At 42.7% G+C, this 15,192-nt stretch carries 14 protein-coding genes; 7 read left to right on the forward strand and 7 right to left on the reverse strand.

Translation table 11 applies throughout. The annotated features are described in order from the left end of the window. Positions 1–163: 163 nt before the first annotated feature. From VLX68_02695 to VLX68_02725, 7 genes are all read right to left on the reverse strand, one after another. Entirely contained in the window at positions 164–346 is a 183-nt protein-coding gene (locus VLX68_02695) for a hypothetical protein (protein ID HUI91133.1), read from the reverse strand. Positions 347–631: 285 nt separating this feature from the next. After that, complete coding sequence (locus VLX68_02700; GenBank protein ID HUI91134.1) at positions 632–910, reverse strand: hypothetical protein; 279 nt, start codon at positions 908–910, stop codon at positions 632–634. Between the two features lie 431 nt (positions 911–1,341). Next, positions 1,342–2,439 (reverse strand): tyrosine-type recombinase/integrase, encoded by a 1,098-nt coding sequence (locus VLX68_02705; GenBank protein ID HUI91135.1) that lies wholly within the window; start codon positions 2,437–2,439, stop codon positions 1,342–1,344. Positions 2,440–2,507: 68 nt separating this feature from the next. Then, positions 2,508–2,723 carry a helix-turn-helix domain-containing protein gene (locus tag VLX68_02710; GenBank protein ID HUI91136.1) on the reverse strand — a complete coding sequence of 72 codons (216 nt, stop codon included), beginning with the start codon at positions 2,721–2,723 and terminating at the stop codon, positions 2,508–2,510. A gap of 228 nt (positions 2,724–2,951) precedes the next feature. After that, the gene (locus tag VLX68_02715) at positions 2,952–3,821 is read right to left on the reverse strand and encodes a hypothetical protein (GenBank protein ID HUI91137.1); all 870 of its coding nucleotides are present in this window, start codon (positions 3,819–3,821) and stop codon (positions 2,952–2,954) included. 255 nt (positions 3,822–4,076) lie between these two features. After that, positions 4,077–5,183 (reverse strand): hypothetical protein, encoded by a 1,107-nt coding sequence (locus tag VLX68_02720; protein HUI91138.1) that lies wholly within the window; start codon positions 5,181–5,183, stop codon positions 4,077–4,079. 388 nt (positions 5,184–5,571) lie between these two features. After that, a complete protein-coding gene (locus VLX68_02725; GenBank protein HUI91139.1) occupies positions 5,572–6,573 on the reverse strand; it encodes a hypothetical protein in 1,002 nt (333 codons plus the stop codon). A gap of 693 nt (positions 6,574–7,266) precedes the next feature. On the opposite strand from VLX68_02725, the gene cas3 reads away from it, so the two are divergent. The 7 genes from cas3 to cas2 are packed head-to-tail and all read left to right on the forward strand — an operon-like array spanning position 7,267 to position 14,780. Next, on the forward strand, positions 7,267–9,492 hold the full coding sequence (gene cas3, locus VLX68_02730) for a CRISPR-associated helicase Cas3' (protein ID HUI91140.1): 2,226 nt from the start codon (positions 7,267–7,269) through the stop codon (positions 9,490–9,492). Between the two features lie 13 nt (positions 9,493–9,505). After that, positions 9,506–10,171 (forward strand): type I-C CRISPR-associated protein Cas5c, encoded by a 666-nt coding sequence (cas5c, locus tag VLX68_02735; GenBank protein HUI91141.1) that lies wholly within the window; start codon positions 9,506–9,508, stop codon positions 10,169–10,171. Further along, entirely contained in the window at positions 10,168–11,895 is a 1,728-nt protein-coding gene (gene cas8c, locus VLX68_02740) for a type I-C CRISPR-associated protein Cas8c/Csd1 (GenBank protein ID HUI91142.1), read from the forward strand. Before cas5c ends, cas8c begins: the two co-directional genes overlap by 4 nt. Next, the gene (gene cas7c, locus VLX68_02745; GenBank protein ID HUI91143.1) at positions 11,892–12,755 is read left to right on the forward strand and encodes a type I-C CRISPR-associated protein Cas7/Csd2; all 864 of its coding nucleotides are present in this window, start codon (positions 11,892–11,894) and stop codon (positions 12,753–12,755) included. Before cas8c ends, cas7c begins: the two co-directional genes overlap by 4 nt. A 43-nt stretch (positions 12,756–12,798) precedes the next feature. Further along, a complete protein-coding gene (cas4, locus tag VLX68_02750) occupies positions 12,799–13,446 on the forward strand; it encodes a CRISPR-associated protein Cas4 (GenBank protein ID HUI91144.1) in 648 nt (215 codons plus the stop codon). Beyond that, entirely contained in the window at positions 13,443–14,474 is a 1,032-nt protein-coding gene (cas1c, locus tag VLX68_02755) for a type I-C CRISPR-associated endonuclease Cas1c (GenBank protein ID HUI91145.1), read from the forward strand. Before cas4 ends, cas1c begins: the two co-directional genes overlap by 4 nt. A 15-nt stretch (positions 14,475–14,489) precedes the next feature. Then, on the forward strand, positions 14,490–14,780 hold the full coding sequence (gene cas2 / locus VLX68_02760) for a CRISPR-associated endonuclease Cas2 (GenBank protein ID HUI91146.1): 291 nt from the start codon (positions 14,490–14,492) through the stop codon (positions 14,778–14,780). Positions 14,781–15,192: the final 412 nt, after the last annotated feature.

Below are 15,192 nucleotides of genomic sequence, written 5' to 3' on the forward strand. Positions count from 1 at the left end.
TGGCCTAACAGATATTAGTCTTTAAACGGCATAAATAATTAAGTCGGCAGACAACATAACAATAATTATTAACCGGTAAAGGGATCATTTCTAAAGGAGCCCGTTTATGCCCCAACAGGCGACAAATACGCTCTTGACCGACTTCAGCGTTACTTTGCAAAATCTACGTATTCCAGAACCCAAAAGCAAGTTTTATGTCGTATGGGTCAAGCGGTTTGCTGCGTTCTAGATTGGCGTGTTTTTTCTGCAGGCCTGTATGCTGCGGCCATAAAGGCTCCCCGGCTTTAAGGGTTGCCCAAAAACGCCTGAACAGGTTGCGGTCAATCTGCAAGGTGAATGATTTCACAATACATACTTTGCTTTGCTGTCAAGAAAGGGCAAACGACACAATAGACGGTGCGTAGCACCATTACCTTACCCTTATGGAACGAAAGTGACAAAGGGCAAACGATATAACATAAGAGGTGCGAAGCACCACCACCTTACCCTTGCGAAACAATAGTAAAAAACATTCAGGGCTATACTTTAATTATCCATCCCAGCAACCGGAAAAGTCAAGGAAATCCATTTCGCGGTACCATTTAAACAGATTAGCGTCCTGTCCGCAAGCGCACAGGACTCGTCAGGCGGCCTAAAACTGCCTCTGGATTGCCGAATCATCTTTCATTTCATGCACCTGACCCGCTATTTTGGCCGCCTTACCCGCCTTTTCGGTCACCTGACCGCACTTTTCAGGCACCTGAGGCATCTTTTTTATCGCCTGACCGCATTTTCCGAGCGCCTGACACTGCTTTCCGCCCGCCCGACCACATTTTCCGACCACCTGAGGCACCTTTTTGATCGCCTGACTCACTAATTCGGGCACCTTAGGACTTAATCCGGTTACCTTAGCCACCTGTTCAGGCTCCATTATTTGATCGCAATCTGCTTTTTTCCTTCGCCATCAGTCACGGCCTGAGGGCCCAATGGTTGGCCGCTCGTGATCCAGGGAGGGTATCATCATTAGGTTTCTTTTTCTCTTTTTTCAGACGCCATCAGTGGCGCAGCCGCGGCCGGAGGATTGGGGGCGAGGACGAGTCCGCATTTCGCGGAGGGAAATGCTTTACAATATAGTTTCCATTGTTCCGCAGCCCCCCGAAGGCCGCGGCGATAAGCGCCACTGCTGGGCGGCGCGGGGTTCCAAGGGGCGTTTGCTGCAGAACGCCCCTTGGTCGGGGTCCGGGGGCCGACGCCCCCTGGTCCAAATAAAAAAGCCCGCTTCCCTGTCCGGGAAGTGGGCTTTACTTATGGCGGGCTGGACGAGGCTCGAACTCGCGACCTCCGGCTTGACAGAGGAGAATTTCAAACCCCTAAATCCTTGCAATCTTGCGGAATGGCAACGTCACCTCCTTGAGAGTACTTGTCGTTCGTACAAGTCGTGGCAAATTTCAGCGCTTTTGCGGCATACAAACCGTCGCGCCCGAAATAAACCTTGCTCATGTCCGTTGAATGACCAGACACCTGCATTACGATATGCGGGGCGTTCCCTGCCAAAAGTAAATCAGTGTATGCCTGCCTTCGCGTATCATGGAACCGGAAATTATCGATCCCCGCAAGCCTTATGCACCGCCTCATTGACTTGTGAAAGTCGCCCAATGAATGATAGTTCCCCCGCCAATCCTGCCGGTAAAACAGATACTCGCTTTCTACAGGCACGTTTCGCATGTATTCCTTAAGACAATCGGGAACCGGCTTAACACACGTCTTTCCGTTCTTTGTCCTGTCTCCGGGAATTATAATGCAGTTATTGACCATATCGTAATCAGTCCGTTTCAAACTGGTCAATTCTCCCCGGCGGGAAGGAACAAGAAAACTGAAAAGCAACATCGGGTACAGGCGGGGCGCTTCCTCTTTCACAACTGCAAGCAGCCGGTCTTTTTCTTCCTGAGTAAGGACACGGCTTCGAGGAACCGTTTTAAGCATGCCGAAATATTGGAGCGGGTTTTTTTCAACCTGGCCGTTTCTGAGGCAGAAATTAATCGCAGACCTCGCCCATTTCAGCATGTGATTTATGGTCTGGTTCGAATAAACCTGGCCTGTTCGTTTGCTCTTGGTTTTTCTGAGCAAGAGCAGATACTTGTCAAACCGGTCTCGAAGATCGTCCAACTCCACCCCGCCCAAATCCCTTTTAAGCCGATTGAAATAGCAGATGGAATTGTGCGGTACTTCATGCCGCGCAAGGTAATAGTCAATTATGTGCTCAAGGGTAGTGACTTTAAGATTCAAAGAGCGATTGCTGTTTTTCGCCTTCTCATGCAGCTCGTTCTTCAGCATCCAGTACCGCAGCTCGGCATCTTTCCGACTGCCATTAAACCTTAGTCTCTTGCGGTACTGTATGCCGTCCTTTGTAACCCTAGCGTCAAGGAGCCACAATTCGGCGTCTAATTGCTCGATATTCATAGATAGACCTTTCTATGAATACCGTTGCACACTACCCTTAATATACTAAAAATTTCCGCAATCATGACCTATTCCGCCTTTTCTAAAGGTGAGACCAATTGCCCGGAAAGCAACCGTTTATTTATCTCAATAACCGGATACCGCCAGTGATACCCTATTTTCACGCAAGGTATCCGCCTTTGCGCCGTCCATTTCTCAATGGACTTCAAAGACACATTGAGTTTTCTCGCAAGCTGCCGGGCATTCAAGTATTCAGATTCGGGAAGGATGCTTTGTTCTTTCATGGCCGTCTGCTCCTTTTGGATTAAAAAAAATGTCCGTAAAACGAATGCAAATTTATAATAGGAATATTTAGCGGACAAAATTCAGGAGTAAAACTTTTTATTGAATTTGAAGGATTGCTAGGGAACTTGTAAGAATTCAGAGAATGAAAAGGCTAAAAATGGAGGAAATAAATATTTTCCATTTTTATCACTTAATCGCAATTATGGCGGGGATTTTGACGGACAGAATTATTTGGAAAGCAAACGCAGGTGATCTATTAACACTAATGCATCGGAAATAGGAAGGTTCAACACCCTGTATAAGGTTTTCTCAGAAATTCCTTCGGGAACCCATTCGACCCTTGATTCATACCCTTCAGGGCATTTTTCAAACTCTTCGGGTTTTCTCGCCGAAGAATCAGAGATTTTGGGAATGTCGCTTCTTTTCGGCCCGCGCGGGTTCTTTGATAGAAGAAGCTCTAAATCTGGTTGAAGAATTTTTTTATGGATAAAAAGCCTGATTGTTGAGACACTGCCTTTTTCCAAATACCCTACTCTTTCGGCTGTAAGTTCGGCGGCATGGGCAAGCGGGACCTGAGGCGCTTCTGGAAAAAACTTCAGTAATGAATCAATAGATTTGTATTGCCGGTAATTCTGTGCGGTGGAAACGTAATGTATGGTTATCGACGGACAACCGATTCCCCCATCTGGGTTCATTGACCCATCTGCAAAATTGCCGGCATCCCTTATTAATCTGAAGCACACATTCACATGCTGATCTAAAATAGATACTGCTTGGTTCAGTTCTTCAGCCGTGAATATTCGTGGTATTTTTCGCTTCTTTAGCAGATCACTTTTTATATACTTGAGAATAAGATCGATTTGCTTGATGAAATCGTGTTCAGGATCAAAACAATAAATGCCGTAAATATTCAGTAACCCGTTGCTGAATAATCTCACGTCCATGTTGCGGTAAGGCAAATTTTTTAAAGATAATTTTTCATGACAATTAAGAAGAATCTTTGCCTCATCAGGCATTTCATTTCTTTTATAGAATTCCAGAATTTCAGAAATCCAGAATTTCTGATCTTCAGTTAAAGGAGCGGTTTGAAGCTTCATATTAGTTCCTTTAATGCTTCAAAAGGGCTGTTGTTCAGGCACCGTATTAGGCATAATACAAATAAACCGCGTTATTTGCATAAAATCTCGCTTTATTCGGGCTTATTTAATAGCCTTTTTCAATGCTTTTTCTGTGCTTTCATCTTGCTTTTTCGTTGTTTTTTAAGTTTTAATATGTTTGCGGTATGGGCACCGTTATCAAGAGCACAGCCTGACAAGACCGCGCTCTGGTGAAATTCCCCTTTGCATATAATTCTATTTTGTGAACATGAACGGCTGGGTGAGGACGCTGTGGTCAGGAAGGTCGGCGCGGAGAAGGTATAGGCCTACACCCAAATTACAGTGTATAGGGTTCAAGAAAGCCGCCCTGTTCCCAGAAACGGGAAATCGTGCCACTTCCTGGCCAGAGAGGGAAAAGAGTGAGATGGAAGAAGGAACGTTAAGGAATCCTTGAAACGAGATGCTGAAGCCGCCTTTTGATGTGGTTATTTTTATAGTGTTCGGTAGCAAATGGGTGGCTGAAGGCTGCTGGATCGTACCCGTCGTAATGCAGTCGAGCATAGCATATCCTGACAGGAAGTTCGACCTGCCCTCGGCGTATACCGCTACAAAATTGATGTACTGACCGCTATTGAAGTTCTGACCATTCACTAGGTGGTAAGGCAAAGTAGAATCCGTACCAGTTGCATCGAAGAATGAAATGGAATCCCATTGTGCTAGGTTTACAGGTGCATTGGTATCAATAACAGCCCCGCTTTTTGAGCGATAAAAGATATACCCAAGCAAATGGTTATTGTTCGGTAGCGGCGGGTTCCATGATACTGTGTCTATTTGCATGCCGCCGAAGTTACCTAATTGATTAAAATACCAAAAATTGTTCGGTTTGTAGAGGATTGAGCGGTTATAATCGGACTGAATCAGCATGCGGTCGTTTGGAGTGGAGTTGGTGCCATATTTGTAAACGTACCTCTTTCCAGAAAGGTACTGCAGCAATTGAACTTTTGAATAGGTGCTGTCCTTGTTGCTTTTTATTACAAAGCACTTAAAAATATCATTATAACCCGTCAGCACGAATGGTCCTTTCGGGGACATTGTTATGTCGTCAAAAGAATAGTTAAAATACCCACCACAGCCACACCAAGTAATAAAATCAACACAGACCCCAAAATCATAGTGCAGTAGCTGGCCGTAGATGGATTGGTATGGGCTGACCCCAACGATTCTGAATGTTGAATCTAGCCCATTCCCCATTGCATCCGTAGTGTCTATCCCCTCCACATAATTAGAAAATACCTGCTTTGTAAAAAACACCGTCACCAGCACTACGGCCAGAAAGACAAGACACGGCGTATTTTTTCTCATGATGTCCTCCGTAGAAAAGAAGCCCCCCTTCTTTTACACAATATACGCATAATATAATCCACATGCTCTAACGTTCATTAAAATTTGCAATATTTCGTTTCTTTCGTATATAAAACGCCGTACTTCGCAGCAAATTATAGGATGCGCGTACAGATAAAATCCGGCTTATTTCGGGCTAATTTCGCTGCTTTTTCAATACTTTTTTAGGTACTTACTTCATGCTTTTTCGTTGTTTATTGAGGTAATAACGCCATAGCTGATATACTGGACTGACGACCGCATATTCTCTTTGCAAACCACCAATTTTGCCTGAAGAACCGAGCGCCTTCAAACCAAAGTTATTTGCAGATGCGGACAGCCATGATTTAGCGACTGGTTATGCCATGTCTCAGTTGATTGATATTTGCTCATATTGTATTGGTAAATTGTATTTATTATTCAAATGTTTTAGATAGACTTCAGTTTTTGAATCTATTTCTTCTTCTCCTACTACAACCAACGAATCAGCATTTTGCTTGTTGGGCCAATAGGCGTATTCCATTAATTGTCCAATCGCATCTCGGATGCATGCCTTTGCTGACCCGTTCATCTTTATCTCATAAAAAACGTATTTATTTCCGTCTTTTAAAACGATGTCGATTTTCTTGCCTCCAATTTGATGCTCCGCTGAAACATTTTCATATCCGAATTTCTTACACAATATTTCCATAAGTTTTTCTTGAACTAAAGTATGTCTTACACTTAAATTTATGGATTTTGATTCAAGAGTATATTCTCTATTTTTTGGCAATTTCCTCTTTTTCACTTCAAAACTAAATTCCCCATCTTCATTTTGTTCGAATTCAATAATTTCGCTATTATCTACTTTTTCCACAAAAACGTAAGGTTTTAATAGCTCATCGTAGGTTTGTAGAATTTGCCTCAAATCAATTTTCTTTTCGTCTACTAATTTTCCAATAAATATGAAAGTATGTAATTTCAATAAGTCTTCTGTAATCTCTTTCACTGGTCCGATATTACTTCTTTCATTTCCATAATGACTCCACATTTGATATTCCGCAAAGAAATCTGGAAATTGCCGAATAAATTGATTCAATCTCTTTGCCTTTGGAAACAACAGTGAAATGTCTGGTACGGTTTGGCTGTCTTGTAAAGACAGTGCAATACCATATCTGAATCCATCTTCTTCAAGTCCAATATTGAATTGTAATTCTTTTCTGCCGCCAAAATGAAATGCCCACCCATCATTTTTATCAATAGTTTCGTCCGTAAAAATATCCGAACCAGGTCTTCTTTTAAATTTTTTAATGTCCTTACGAATGCGTTGTAAGTTTCCTATCTTGTATTCATGAGACAGATCATTTATTTGGTAGGCAATTTTTCTGATCATTTCTTATTCCTTTATTTTGGCATAACAAGTAATAGATAGTAAACGGTATACTGAATATTTATTTAAACGGCCTATTATATTAGGCCGTCTTGTAACAGCCTTGACAATGCCGACTTCCCTTCCTCAATACTATGCCTTCCACACTTCAGAAATTAGATATTCCCTGCATGTAAAAAAAGGATAGGAAAAAGAAACCCGAAAGAACCCTAAAAGAACCCTGAAAGTATGCTGAAATATTCAATAAATAACGAAAAAAAAGAGCCAGCTCTGCTAGGGGAAATGCTTAAAAAATACCTAAAAACATATTGTTTTACCTGTTATTATATTCAATTTTTCAAAATAATTTCCAAACTGTCTTTATGATTTCCCCTTTTTCAGTTGGTGACAAAGTAAAGGGTTTTATAAAAGGAGCCTAAGAGTAAAGGCGGAGTGGTTATTTGCTTTTGGGATTGCGGAATAATAATTTGCAGGTAGTATATAATTACAGATTAAAATTGCCTTTTCCATATCCAGAGCACGCGATGAAGCCGAAAAGGTGAGCATGACAATATGTAATTATAATAGTGAAATAAACCATTGGCAATCGGTCCGCCGCAGTAAAAGCACTTTCGAAAGGTGAAAACCATCTTAAAAATGAAGACGAAAGCTGGCCTTACATTTATATATAATAACGGAAAATCCTGATTAAAAATTATGATTAAAGAATTTATTGCCCATACCCGCGAAGATGGTCAAACCCAACCGCTTGAAGAGCATTTATTGAATGTGGCAAAAATGGCTGCTGATTTTATTAACATCGAAGACTGGAAGTCGTGGGCATATTTAGCAGGACTCTGGCACGATTTAGGAAAATACTCGGAAGGGTTTCAATCGTATATCCGTGCAACCGGGAAAACCGATGATGACGAAGAAAAAGTCGCAACGCGCGTACAACATGCAATTCATGGCGCTTTTCAGGCCATTCAATCCAATGTCAAACTGGGTAAAATCTTGGCATATATCATAGCCGGGCATCATGCAGGCCTGGCAGATTGGGGCACAGAATATACTGGGAGAAAAGCACTTCAAAATCGCATTGCTGATAATAATGAAAAGAAAGTATTTAATAAACTACTTTCAAACATTCCGGATTCAATACGCAATGCAAGGTTTCCTCAAGAGTTACCGAAAAATGGCTCACGTCTCAACAAAAAAAATATTTCCTTCTGGATACGCGTTCTCTATTCTTGTGTAGTAGATGCTGATTTCCTTGATACAGAAAGATTTATATGTTCCGAAAAAGGATTGCAGCGGTATCAATATCCATTCTTACAGGAATTGAAAAAACGATTTGATTCTTTCATGGAAAGGAAGACAAAAGAGGCGGTACCTTCTAAGGTGAATGAAGCGAGAAAGATTGTGCTTGAGCAGTGTAAAAATATTTCTTCGCAAGAACCCGGTTTCTTTTCTCTCTCTGTTCCTACAGGCGGCGGAAAGACACTATCAAGCATGGCCTTTGCGCTCAATCATGCACTTTCCTATAACAAAAAACGGATCATTTATGTTATTCCATATACAAGTATAATTGAACAAACCGCTGATGTATTTCGCAAGGTATTTGGGGAATCTGCCTTAGTCGAACATCATAGTAATATAGCCGCAGAAAAAGATACGGTCTTAAATCGTCTTGCTTCAGAAAATTGGGATGCGCCGCTTATTGTCACCACAAGCGTTCAATTTTTTGAATCATTATATGCAGCACGTTCCAGTACCTGTCGCAAACTGCATAATATTTTAAATTCGGTAGTTATTTTGGATGAAGTACAATTATTACCGCCAGAGTTTTTACAACCAATACTTTTAGCCATGAATACGCTTAAGGAAATCTTTGGGGTTACATTTGTTTTGTCTACCGCCACTCAACCGGCATTGAATGAAAATGGAATTCTAAAAAGAAATGCCATTGACTATGGTTTAAAGGATGTTCGGCCGATAACGGAAAAATCGGAAAGCCTCTATAAGGACTTGTTACGAGTAGAAATCAAATTTCCGCATGAAATAAATGCATCGCAAACATGGGATGAAATTGCACTAGAACTTTGCAGACACGAAAGTGTATTGTGCATTGTTAATAGACGAAAGGATTGCCGTGAATTATTTGACAGAATGCCGAAAGGCACACTGCATCTTTCCGCTCTCATGCATGGTGCACATCGGTCAGGGGTAATTGAAAATATTAAAACAAAACTAAATAATGGTGAAAACATAAGAGTGGTATCTACTCAATTGGTTGAAGCTGGGGTTGATATAGATTTCCCAATTGTGTATCGCGCCTTTGCAGGATTTGATTCCATCGCACAAGCGGCCGGGCGTTGTAACAGGGAAGGAAGGTTGGTCAAGGGAAAGGTTTATGTGTTTAATCCTCCGCAAAGTTCTCCGTCGGGATTATTGCTGAAAGCTGAACAATGCACTAAAGAACTATTAGCCATAGATAATGTGAATTTTAGTACGCCGGAAATTTTCGAAAAGTTTTTTTCCCTCTTCTATTCATCAATAAATGATCTCGATGAGAAAGGTATTATTGATCTCGTTACAAAAGAAGCTGGTAAAGGAAATTTCTGGTTTCGTACCGCTGCCAACAGGTTTACGCTTATTCCGGAAGGATCGACTTTTTCTGTCCTTATCCTTTGCTCTGAAACGGAAGAAATACTTAGAAACCTGAGTTTTGCCGGGCCTAACAGGGAAAACATGCGAAAACTTCAACGCTACACTGTGAACCTATATAAGAATGTTTTCGATGAAATGTATGCTAAAGGCTTCATCAAAGAAGTATACGAGGGCATCTGGGCAACCACAACGTTGGACGTTTACAAAGAAGATGTTGGCCTCGATATTTATCAAAAATATTTTTCTTCGGAAAAAATGATAATTTCAGAATAAGGAGGTAAAACCTATGAAAGGCTTTTGCTTGGAGGTATGGGGAGAATACGCCTGTTTCACGCGGCCAGAGATGAAAGTGGAGCGCGTGAGCTATGACGTGATAACTCCCTCTGCCGCCCGGTCTATTTTTGAGGCAATACTATGGAAACCGGCCATTATTTGGCAGGTGACAAAAATCGAGGTGCTAAAACCTATAAAATGGATTTCAGTACGGCGCAATGAAGTTGGGAAAGTCGCTTCGCCCCGTAATATCGCAGGCATATTCATTGAGGATGAGCGCCAGCAACGCGCCGGGCTTTTCCTTAAAGATGTGGCCTATCGAATCCATGCTCGTTTTAATATGACGGAGAAGGCCGGCACCGAAGACACTGAAGAAAAATTTACCGCAATGTTCGCACGCAGGGCGGAAAACGGTCAATGTTTTCACAGGCCATACTTTGGTTGCCGCGAATTCCCCGTAAATTTTCGGCTTATACGTGAAGGTGCGCCACTTGCTACGCCTATTGCCGAGGATCGTGACCTTGGTTTTATGCTTTATGACATATATCATGATACGAGTAAAGACAATTCACATGTTCATACCTGTACGGAAATTTGCTATCCTAGAATTTATCGCGCACAGATGAAATCAGGAGTGATTGAAGTACCACTATCTAATAGCTTGGAGGTGCGCGGATGATACTACTAGCCTTAAAGGAATATTACGACCGGAAAGCCGCTGATCCTTCTGCTCAAATTGCACCGGAAGGATTTGAATGGAAAGAAATCCCTTTTGTACTAGTATTAGACAAAACAGGAAATCTTGTTCAAATCGAGGATACGCGAGAGGGGGAAGGAAGAAAGAAGCGCGCGAGGACATTTCTTGTTCCACAGGCAGTAAAGCGATCAAGTGGTACTGCTGCCAATCTCTATTGGGACAATCCCGCTTACGTATTGGGAATAAAAACTAAAAGTGAAGGCAAGAGAGATGCTGCACCTGAACAACATTTTGCATTTCGCAAACGGTTTGAAGATGCAACAGCTGGAATTAGTGATGAAGGTATAGAGGCGATCAAAGCTTTTTACTTAAAAACAGATTATGTAGATAATGTTATGAAACAGCAAGCATTTGAAGAAATAAAGGAAGTGGGGCCATTTATTTCATTTCGGCTTGCGGGACAAACTCGTTTGATTTGTGAGAGGGAAGCTGTACGAAATTCGTTAATCAAAAACGCCGAACCTCCCGCTTCAGAAAAAGGATTATGTCTTCTTACTGGTGAAAAAGCAGAAATACTTGAACTCCATGCTTCAATAAAAGGTGTATACGGTGCAAATACTACTGGCGGAAATATCGTATCTTTTAATCTTGATGCGTTTAATTCGTTCGCAAAAACTAAAGGAAATAATTCGCCTGTAAGCAAAAGCGCGGCTTTTGCTTACACTACGGCATTGAATCATCTGCTCAACAAGCAATCCAAACAACACATGCTAGTTGGAGAGGCAACCACAGTTTTTTGGGCTGCAAAGGCTGAACGCTTGGAAGAGCAGATGGCGGACATTTTCGGTGAACCTGAAAAAGACGATCCGGAGAGAAACACCCGAACTGTTCGTGAATTGTATAAATCTATAGAGAATGGTGCATATGTAAATCAAGAAGGTGATACCCTATTTTATGTACTAGGTCTTTCACCAAATGCAGCGCGTATTGCTGTGCGTTTCTGGAATGTATGTACAGTACGCGAACTAGCCTCTAATATCCGCCAGCATTTCGATGATCTGATGATTGCAGAACGTGGGCCAAAAGATCAAGAGTACCCTTCTTTATTTCGCCTGCTTGTGCATATTGCATCACAGGAAAAAGCCGACAACATACCCCCTAACATCGCAGGTGAATTCATGCGAAGCATTCTTGCCGGTATTCCTTACCCTCGTACCCTTTTGCAAGCTTCCGTCCTGCGAAATAAAGTTGAACAGGGGCCGAGTTATTACAGGGTTTGTCTTATCAAAGCGTGCATTAACCGTGAAATACGATATAAAAACTCAAACCAGAAGGAGGAACTGCGTATGTCATTAGACGAGCAAAACCTGAATATAGGCTACCGTCTTGGACGGTTGTTTGCAGTACTACAAAAAACGCAGGAAGAGGCTAGTCCTGGCATTAATACCACAATACGGGATCGGTATTATGCTTCTGCATCAGGAACGCCGACGGTGGTTTTTCCCATTCTTATACGTCTTAAAAATCACCACATTGCGAAACTCGAAAATAAAGGTAGAGTTGTAAATCTTGAAAAACTTATTGGAGAAATTCATGAAGGAATTTCAGAATATCCTCCTCATCTTGCTCTGGCAGACCAAGGTAGATTTGCTGTGGGATATTATCACCAATACCAGAACTTTTTCAAAAAAGGAGAAGAAAAATGAATACCGTAATGAATCGTTATGAGTTTGTTTTGCTGTTCGATGTTAAAGATGGTAATCCCAATGGGGACCCTGATGCGGGAAATATGCCCCGCCTTGATCCTGAAACGGGATTTGGCCTTGTAACTGATGTGTGTTTAAAAAGAAAGGTACGAAATTACGTTCAAATGAAAAATGACCTAAAAAAGCCTTTTAATATATTCATCAAAGAAAAAGCGATACTTAATAATCTTATTGACGAAGCCCACGAACAGGAAAATGTTAAATCTAAAGAAAAGGGAGAAAAGACTGAAGAGGCAAGAAAATGGATGTGTGAAAATTACTTTGACATACGGACTTTTGGCGCAGTAATGAGCACTGGAAAAAATGCAGGCCAAGTTCGCGGCCCGGTGCAATTTACTTTTGGTCGTTCTATTGAACCTGTTGTGACACTCGAACATTCGATTACACGTATGGCTGTTGCTACTCAGGCAGAGGCAGATAAACAGAGCGGTGACAATCGAACTATGGGGCGCAAGCATACCATACCTTATGGTCTCTATCGTTCGCACGGTTTTATTTCTGCGCCGCTTGCAACACAAACCGGTTTCAGCGAAGAAGATCTTGCACTTTTGTGGGAAGCGTTGATTAATATGTTTGAGCATGACCGTTCTGCCGCGCGTGGTGAAATGTCCACCCGTAAACTTATTGTTTTCAAACATTCAAATGAACTCGGCACGACCCCGGCGCACAAGCTTTTCGATCTTGTGACTGTTAATCGGGCAAATGATCCATTAAAACCAGCCCGGGCATTTTCTGATTATACGGTGCAGTTCAATAAATCTGGCTTGCCTTCGGGTGTAGAGGTAATAGAAAAGCTATAATCTGTTTTCTTAGTTTTATAAAGATTGAGCAAGGAAGGGACGAATGTTTTCGGAGTCTGATCTTCTTATGCTTTCTGCTATTCAGCACCTTGCATTCTGCGAACGCCAGTGCTGTCTTATTCATATTGAGCAGGCATGGGCGGAAAACAGACTGACCACAGAAGGTCGTATCCTTCATGAACGTGTGCATGGACAGGAGACCGAATCTCGCGGCGATGTGTGCATCGTTCGGGGGCTCAAGTTGCGTTCACTTGAATTAGGCTTGTCCGGTGTCGCGGATGTTGTGGAATTCCATAGATCGGGAAATGGAGTTGCACTCCCAGGAAAAAAAGGGGTATGGCGGTGTTTCCCCGTGGAGTACAAGCGTGGTAAACCTAAAAGCGACCGATGCGATGAGATGCAGATATGCGCTCAGGCAATGTGTCTTGAAGAAATGCTGAATACAAAAATCGAAAATGGGGCATTGTTTTATGGTGCGCAGCATAAGAGGCATGAAGTACGTTTCGACGAAACGCTGAGAAGTGAGACATTGGCAATGTCCCAACGCCTTCACGAACTGATTTCAAAGGGAGTAACGCCGCCTGCGGTTTACGAGAAGAAATGCGACCGTTGTTCGCTTGTCGATATTTGCGTGCCAAAGGCAGGGAAGGAGAAAAGTGTGGAAAAGTATTTGGAAGAGATGATTTTATGAAACACCTTCTCAACACTCTTTTCGTAACCACACCTGGCGCTTACCTGTCCAAAGAAGGCGAGACTGTTGTAGTGCGCGTCGAGCATGAAACAAAATTACAGGTGCCCACGGTCGCCCTTGAAGGGATCGTATGCCTTGGCGGTGTGGGCTTTTCTCCGCCGCTCATGGAACTCTGTGCCGATAACGGCGTGACGATTTCTTTTCTTACAGAACAGGGTCGGTTTCTTGCAAGGGTGAACGGGCCGGTTTCCGGAAATATTCTATTGCGGAAAGAACAATATAGGCGCGCGGATAATTCGGAAAAAACAACGGCATTAGCCCAAGCCTTTGTTATTGGGAAACTCGCCAATTGCCGGGCAGTATTACTGCGAGCAGTTCGTGACGGCGCTGACGCTGAGGCGTGCAACGCATTGACTCAATGCGCCAATTATCTGAAGAATATCATCGGAGAATTGCGTCGTGAAACCGATCTTGAGTCTGTTCGGGGTAAAGAAGGCCAGGCTGGGCATGCCTATTTTTCGGCTTTCGATCAGCTTATTGTCGCTCAAAAGGACGGCTTCATTTTCAAGGAGCGCAGCCGTAGGCCACCACTTGACAATGTTAATGCTTTACTGTCATTTGTTTACACTTTGCTTGCACATGACTGCGTTGGGGCGTGTGAAGCAGTAGGGTTTGATCCGCAGGCGGGTTATCTACATGCCGACAAGCCCGGCAGGCCAAGCCTTGCACTTGATATAATGGAAGAATTCAGACCGTTTTTCGCGGATCGACTCGTGCTTACACTCATTAATCGCCAACAGGTAAAAGCTGATGGGTTCAAGAAAACCGAATCAGGTGCAGTAACTATGTCGCCTGAAACAAAAAAAGAAGTCCTTAAAGCATATCAAGAACGGAAACGGGAAGAATTGGTACATCCCTTTCTTGACGAGAAAGTTTCTCTTGGTCTATTACCGTATATTCAGGCACGTCTTTTAGCACGTCATTTACGAGGAGACCTTGACGGGTATCCTCCTTTTGTATGGAAGTAAAAAAGGCGGTGAAAAATGATGGTTTTAGTAACCTATGATGTCAATACGGAAACTTCGGAAGGACGAAAACGTCTTCGTGACGTTGCGAAAAAATGTGAAGACTTTGGGCAAAGGGTACAAAATTCCGTATTTGAATGTTTAATCGATTCCGCTAAGTGGGCAGTTTTTAAACAGGCATTAGTTGACATAGTAGATTTAAAAACTGACAGCTTACGGTTCTATTTTCTCGGCGCTAATTGGAAACGCAGGGTCGAGCATGTTGGAGCAAAGCAAACCTACGATCCGGAAGGATTTTTGATAGTGTAAATATCGAGCGCGAACCTAGGTCAATCAGGAGCATACTATTAGGTTCGCGAATTATAAATAATGAACAAAAACAATCAGTTGTAGATACTGTTCTTTGAAATGGAATTAAAAATTTAGTACTTTCGCGGCAGGGTTCGCGGAAGTGACCGTGTAAGATTATTGATTTTATAGAGATAGACCTGCCACGGTCGCGCCCCGCGTGGGCGCGTGGATTGAAACAATCCTATGCATTTGAACCTTCGCCCGAGCTTGTTGTCGCGCCCCGCGTGGGCGCGTGGATTGAAACCCCGAGAAGTACCACGCTTGGCGCTTGTCGTGGATGCGGCATAATCCGGACTGGAGTTTCTACTTATGGACGTTGGACACCTTGAAGGAAGCACTCGCCAGATACTCTCTTCCCTCGTGTGCCGAT

This window comes from Chitinivibrionales bacterium, from assembly GCA_035516255.1.
Classification (GTDB): domain Bacteria; phylum Fibrobacterota; class Chitinivibrionia; order Chitinivibrionales; family FEN-1185; genus FEN-1185.

What these genes read in the sequence shown, in the direction of transcription:
- VLX68_02705 (HUI91135.1), bottom strand. Translation starts at nt 2,439, where the DNA reads ATGAATATCGAGCAATTAGACGCCGAATTGTGGCTCCTTGACGCTAGG.
- cas4 (HUI91144.1), top strand. Translation starts at nt 12,799, where the DNA reads ATGTTTTCGGAGTCTGATCTTCTTATGCTTTCTGCTATTCAGCACCTT.
- VLX68_02725 (HUI91139.1), bottom strand. Translation starts at nt 6,573, where the DNA reads ATGATCAGAAAAATTGCCTACCAAATAAATGATCTGTCTCATGAATAC.
- cas7c (HUI91143.1), top strand. Translation starts at nt 11,892, where the DNA reads ATGAATACCGTAATGAATCGTTATGAGTTTGTTTTGCTGTTCGATGTT.
- cas5c (HUI91141.1), top strand. Translation starts at nt 9,506, where the DNA reads ATGAAAGGCTTTTGCTTGGAGGTATGGGGAGAATACGCCTGTTTCACG.
- cas3 (HUI91140.1), top strand. Translation starts at nt 7,267, where the DNA reads ATGATTAAAGAATTTATTGCCCATACCCGCGAAGATGGTCAAACCCAA.
- VLX68_02720 (HUI91138.1), bottom strand. Translation starts at nt 5,183, where the DNA reads ATGAGAAAAAATACGCCGTGTCTTGTCTTTCTGGCCGTAGTGCTGGTG.
- VLX68_02700 (HUI91134.1), bottom strand. Translation starts at nt 910, where the DNA reads ATGGAGCCTGAACAGGTGGCTAAGGTAACCGGATTAAGTCCTAAGGTG.
- cas8c (HUI91142.1), top strand. Translation starts at nt 10,168, where the DNA reads ATGATACTACTAGCCTTAAAGGAATATTACGACCGGAAAGCCGCTGAT.
- VLX68_02715 (HUI91137.1), bottom strand. Translation starts at nt 3,821, where the DNA reads ATGAAGCTTCAAACCGCTCCTTTAACTGAAGATCAGAAATTCTGGATT.
- cas1c (HUI91145.1), top strand. Translation starts at nt 13,443, where the DNA reads ATGAAACACCTTCTCAACACTCTTTTCGTAACCACACCTGGCGCTTAC.
- VLX68_02710 (HUI91136.1), bottom strand. Translation starts at nt 2,723, where the DNA reads ATGAAAGAACAAAGCATCCTTCCCGAATCTGAATACTTGAATGCCCGG.
- cas2 (HUI91146.1), top strand. Translation starts at nt 14,490, where the DNA reads ATGATGGTTTTAGTAACCTATGATGTCAATACGGAAACTTCGGAAGGA.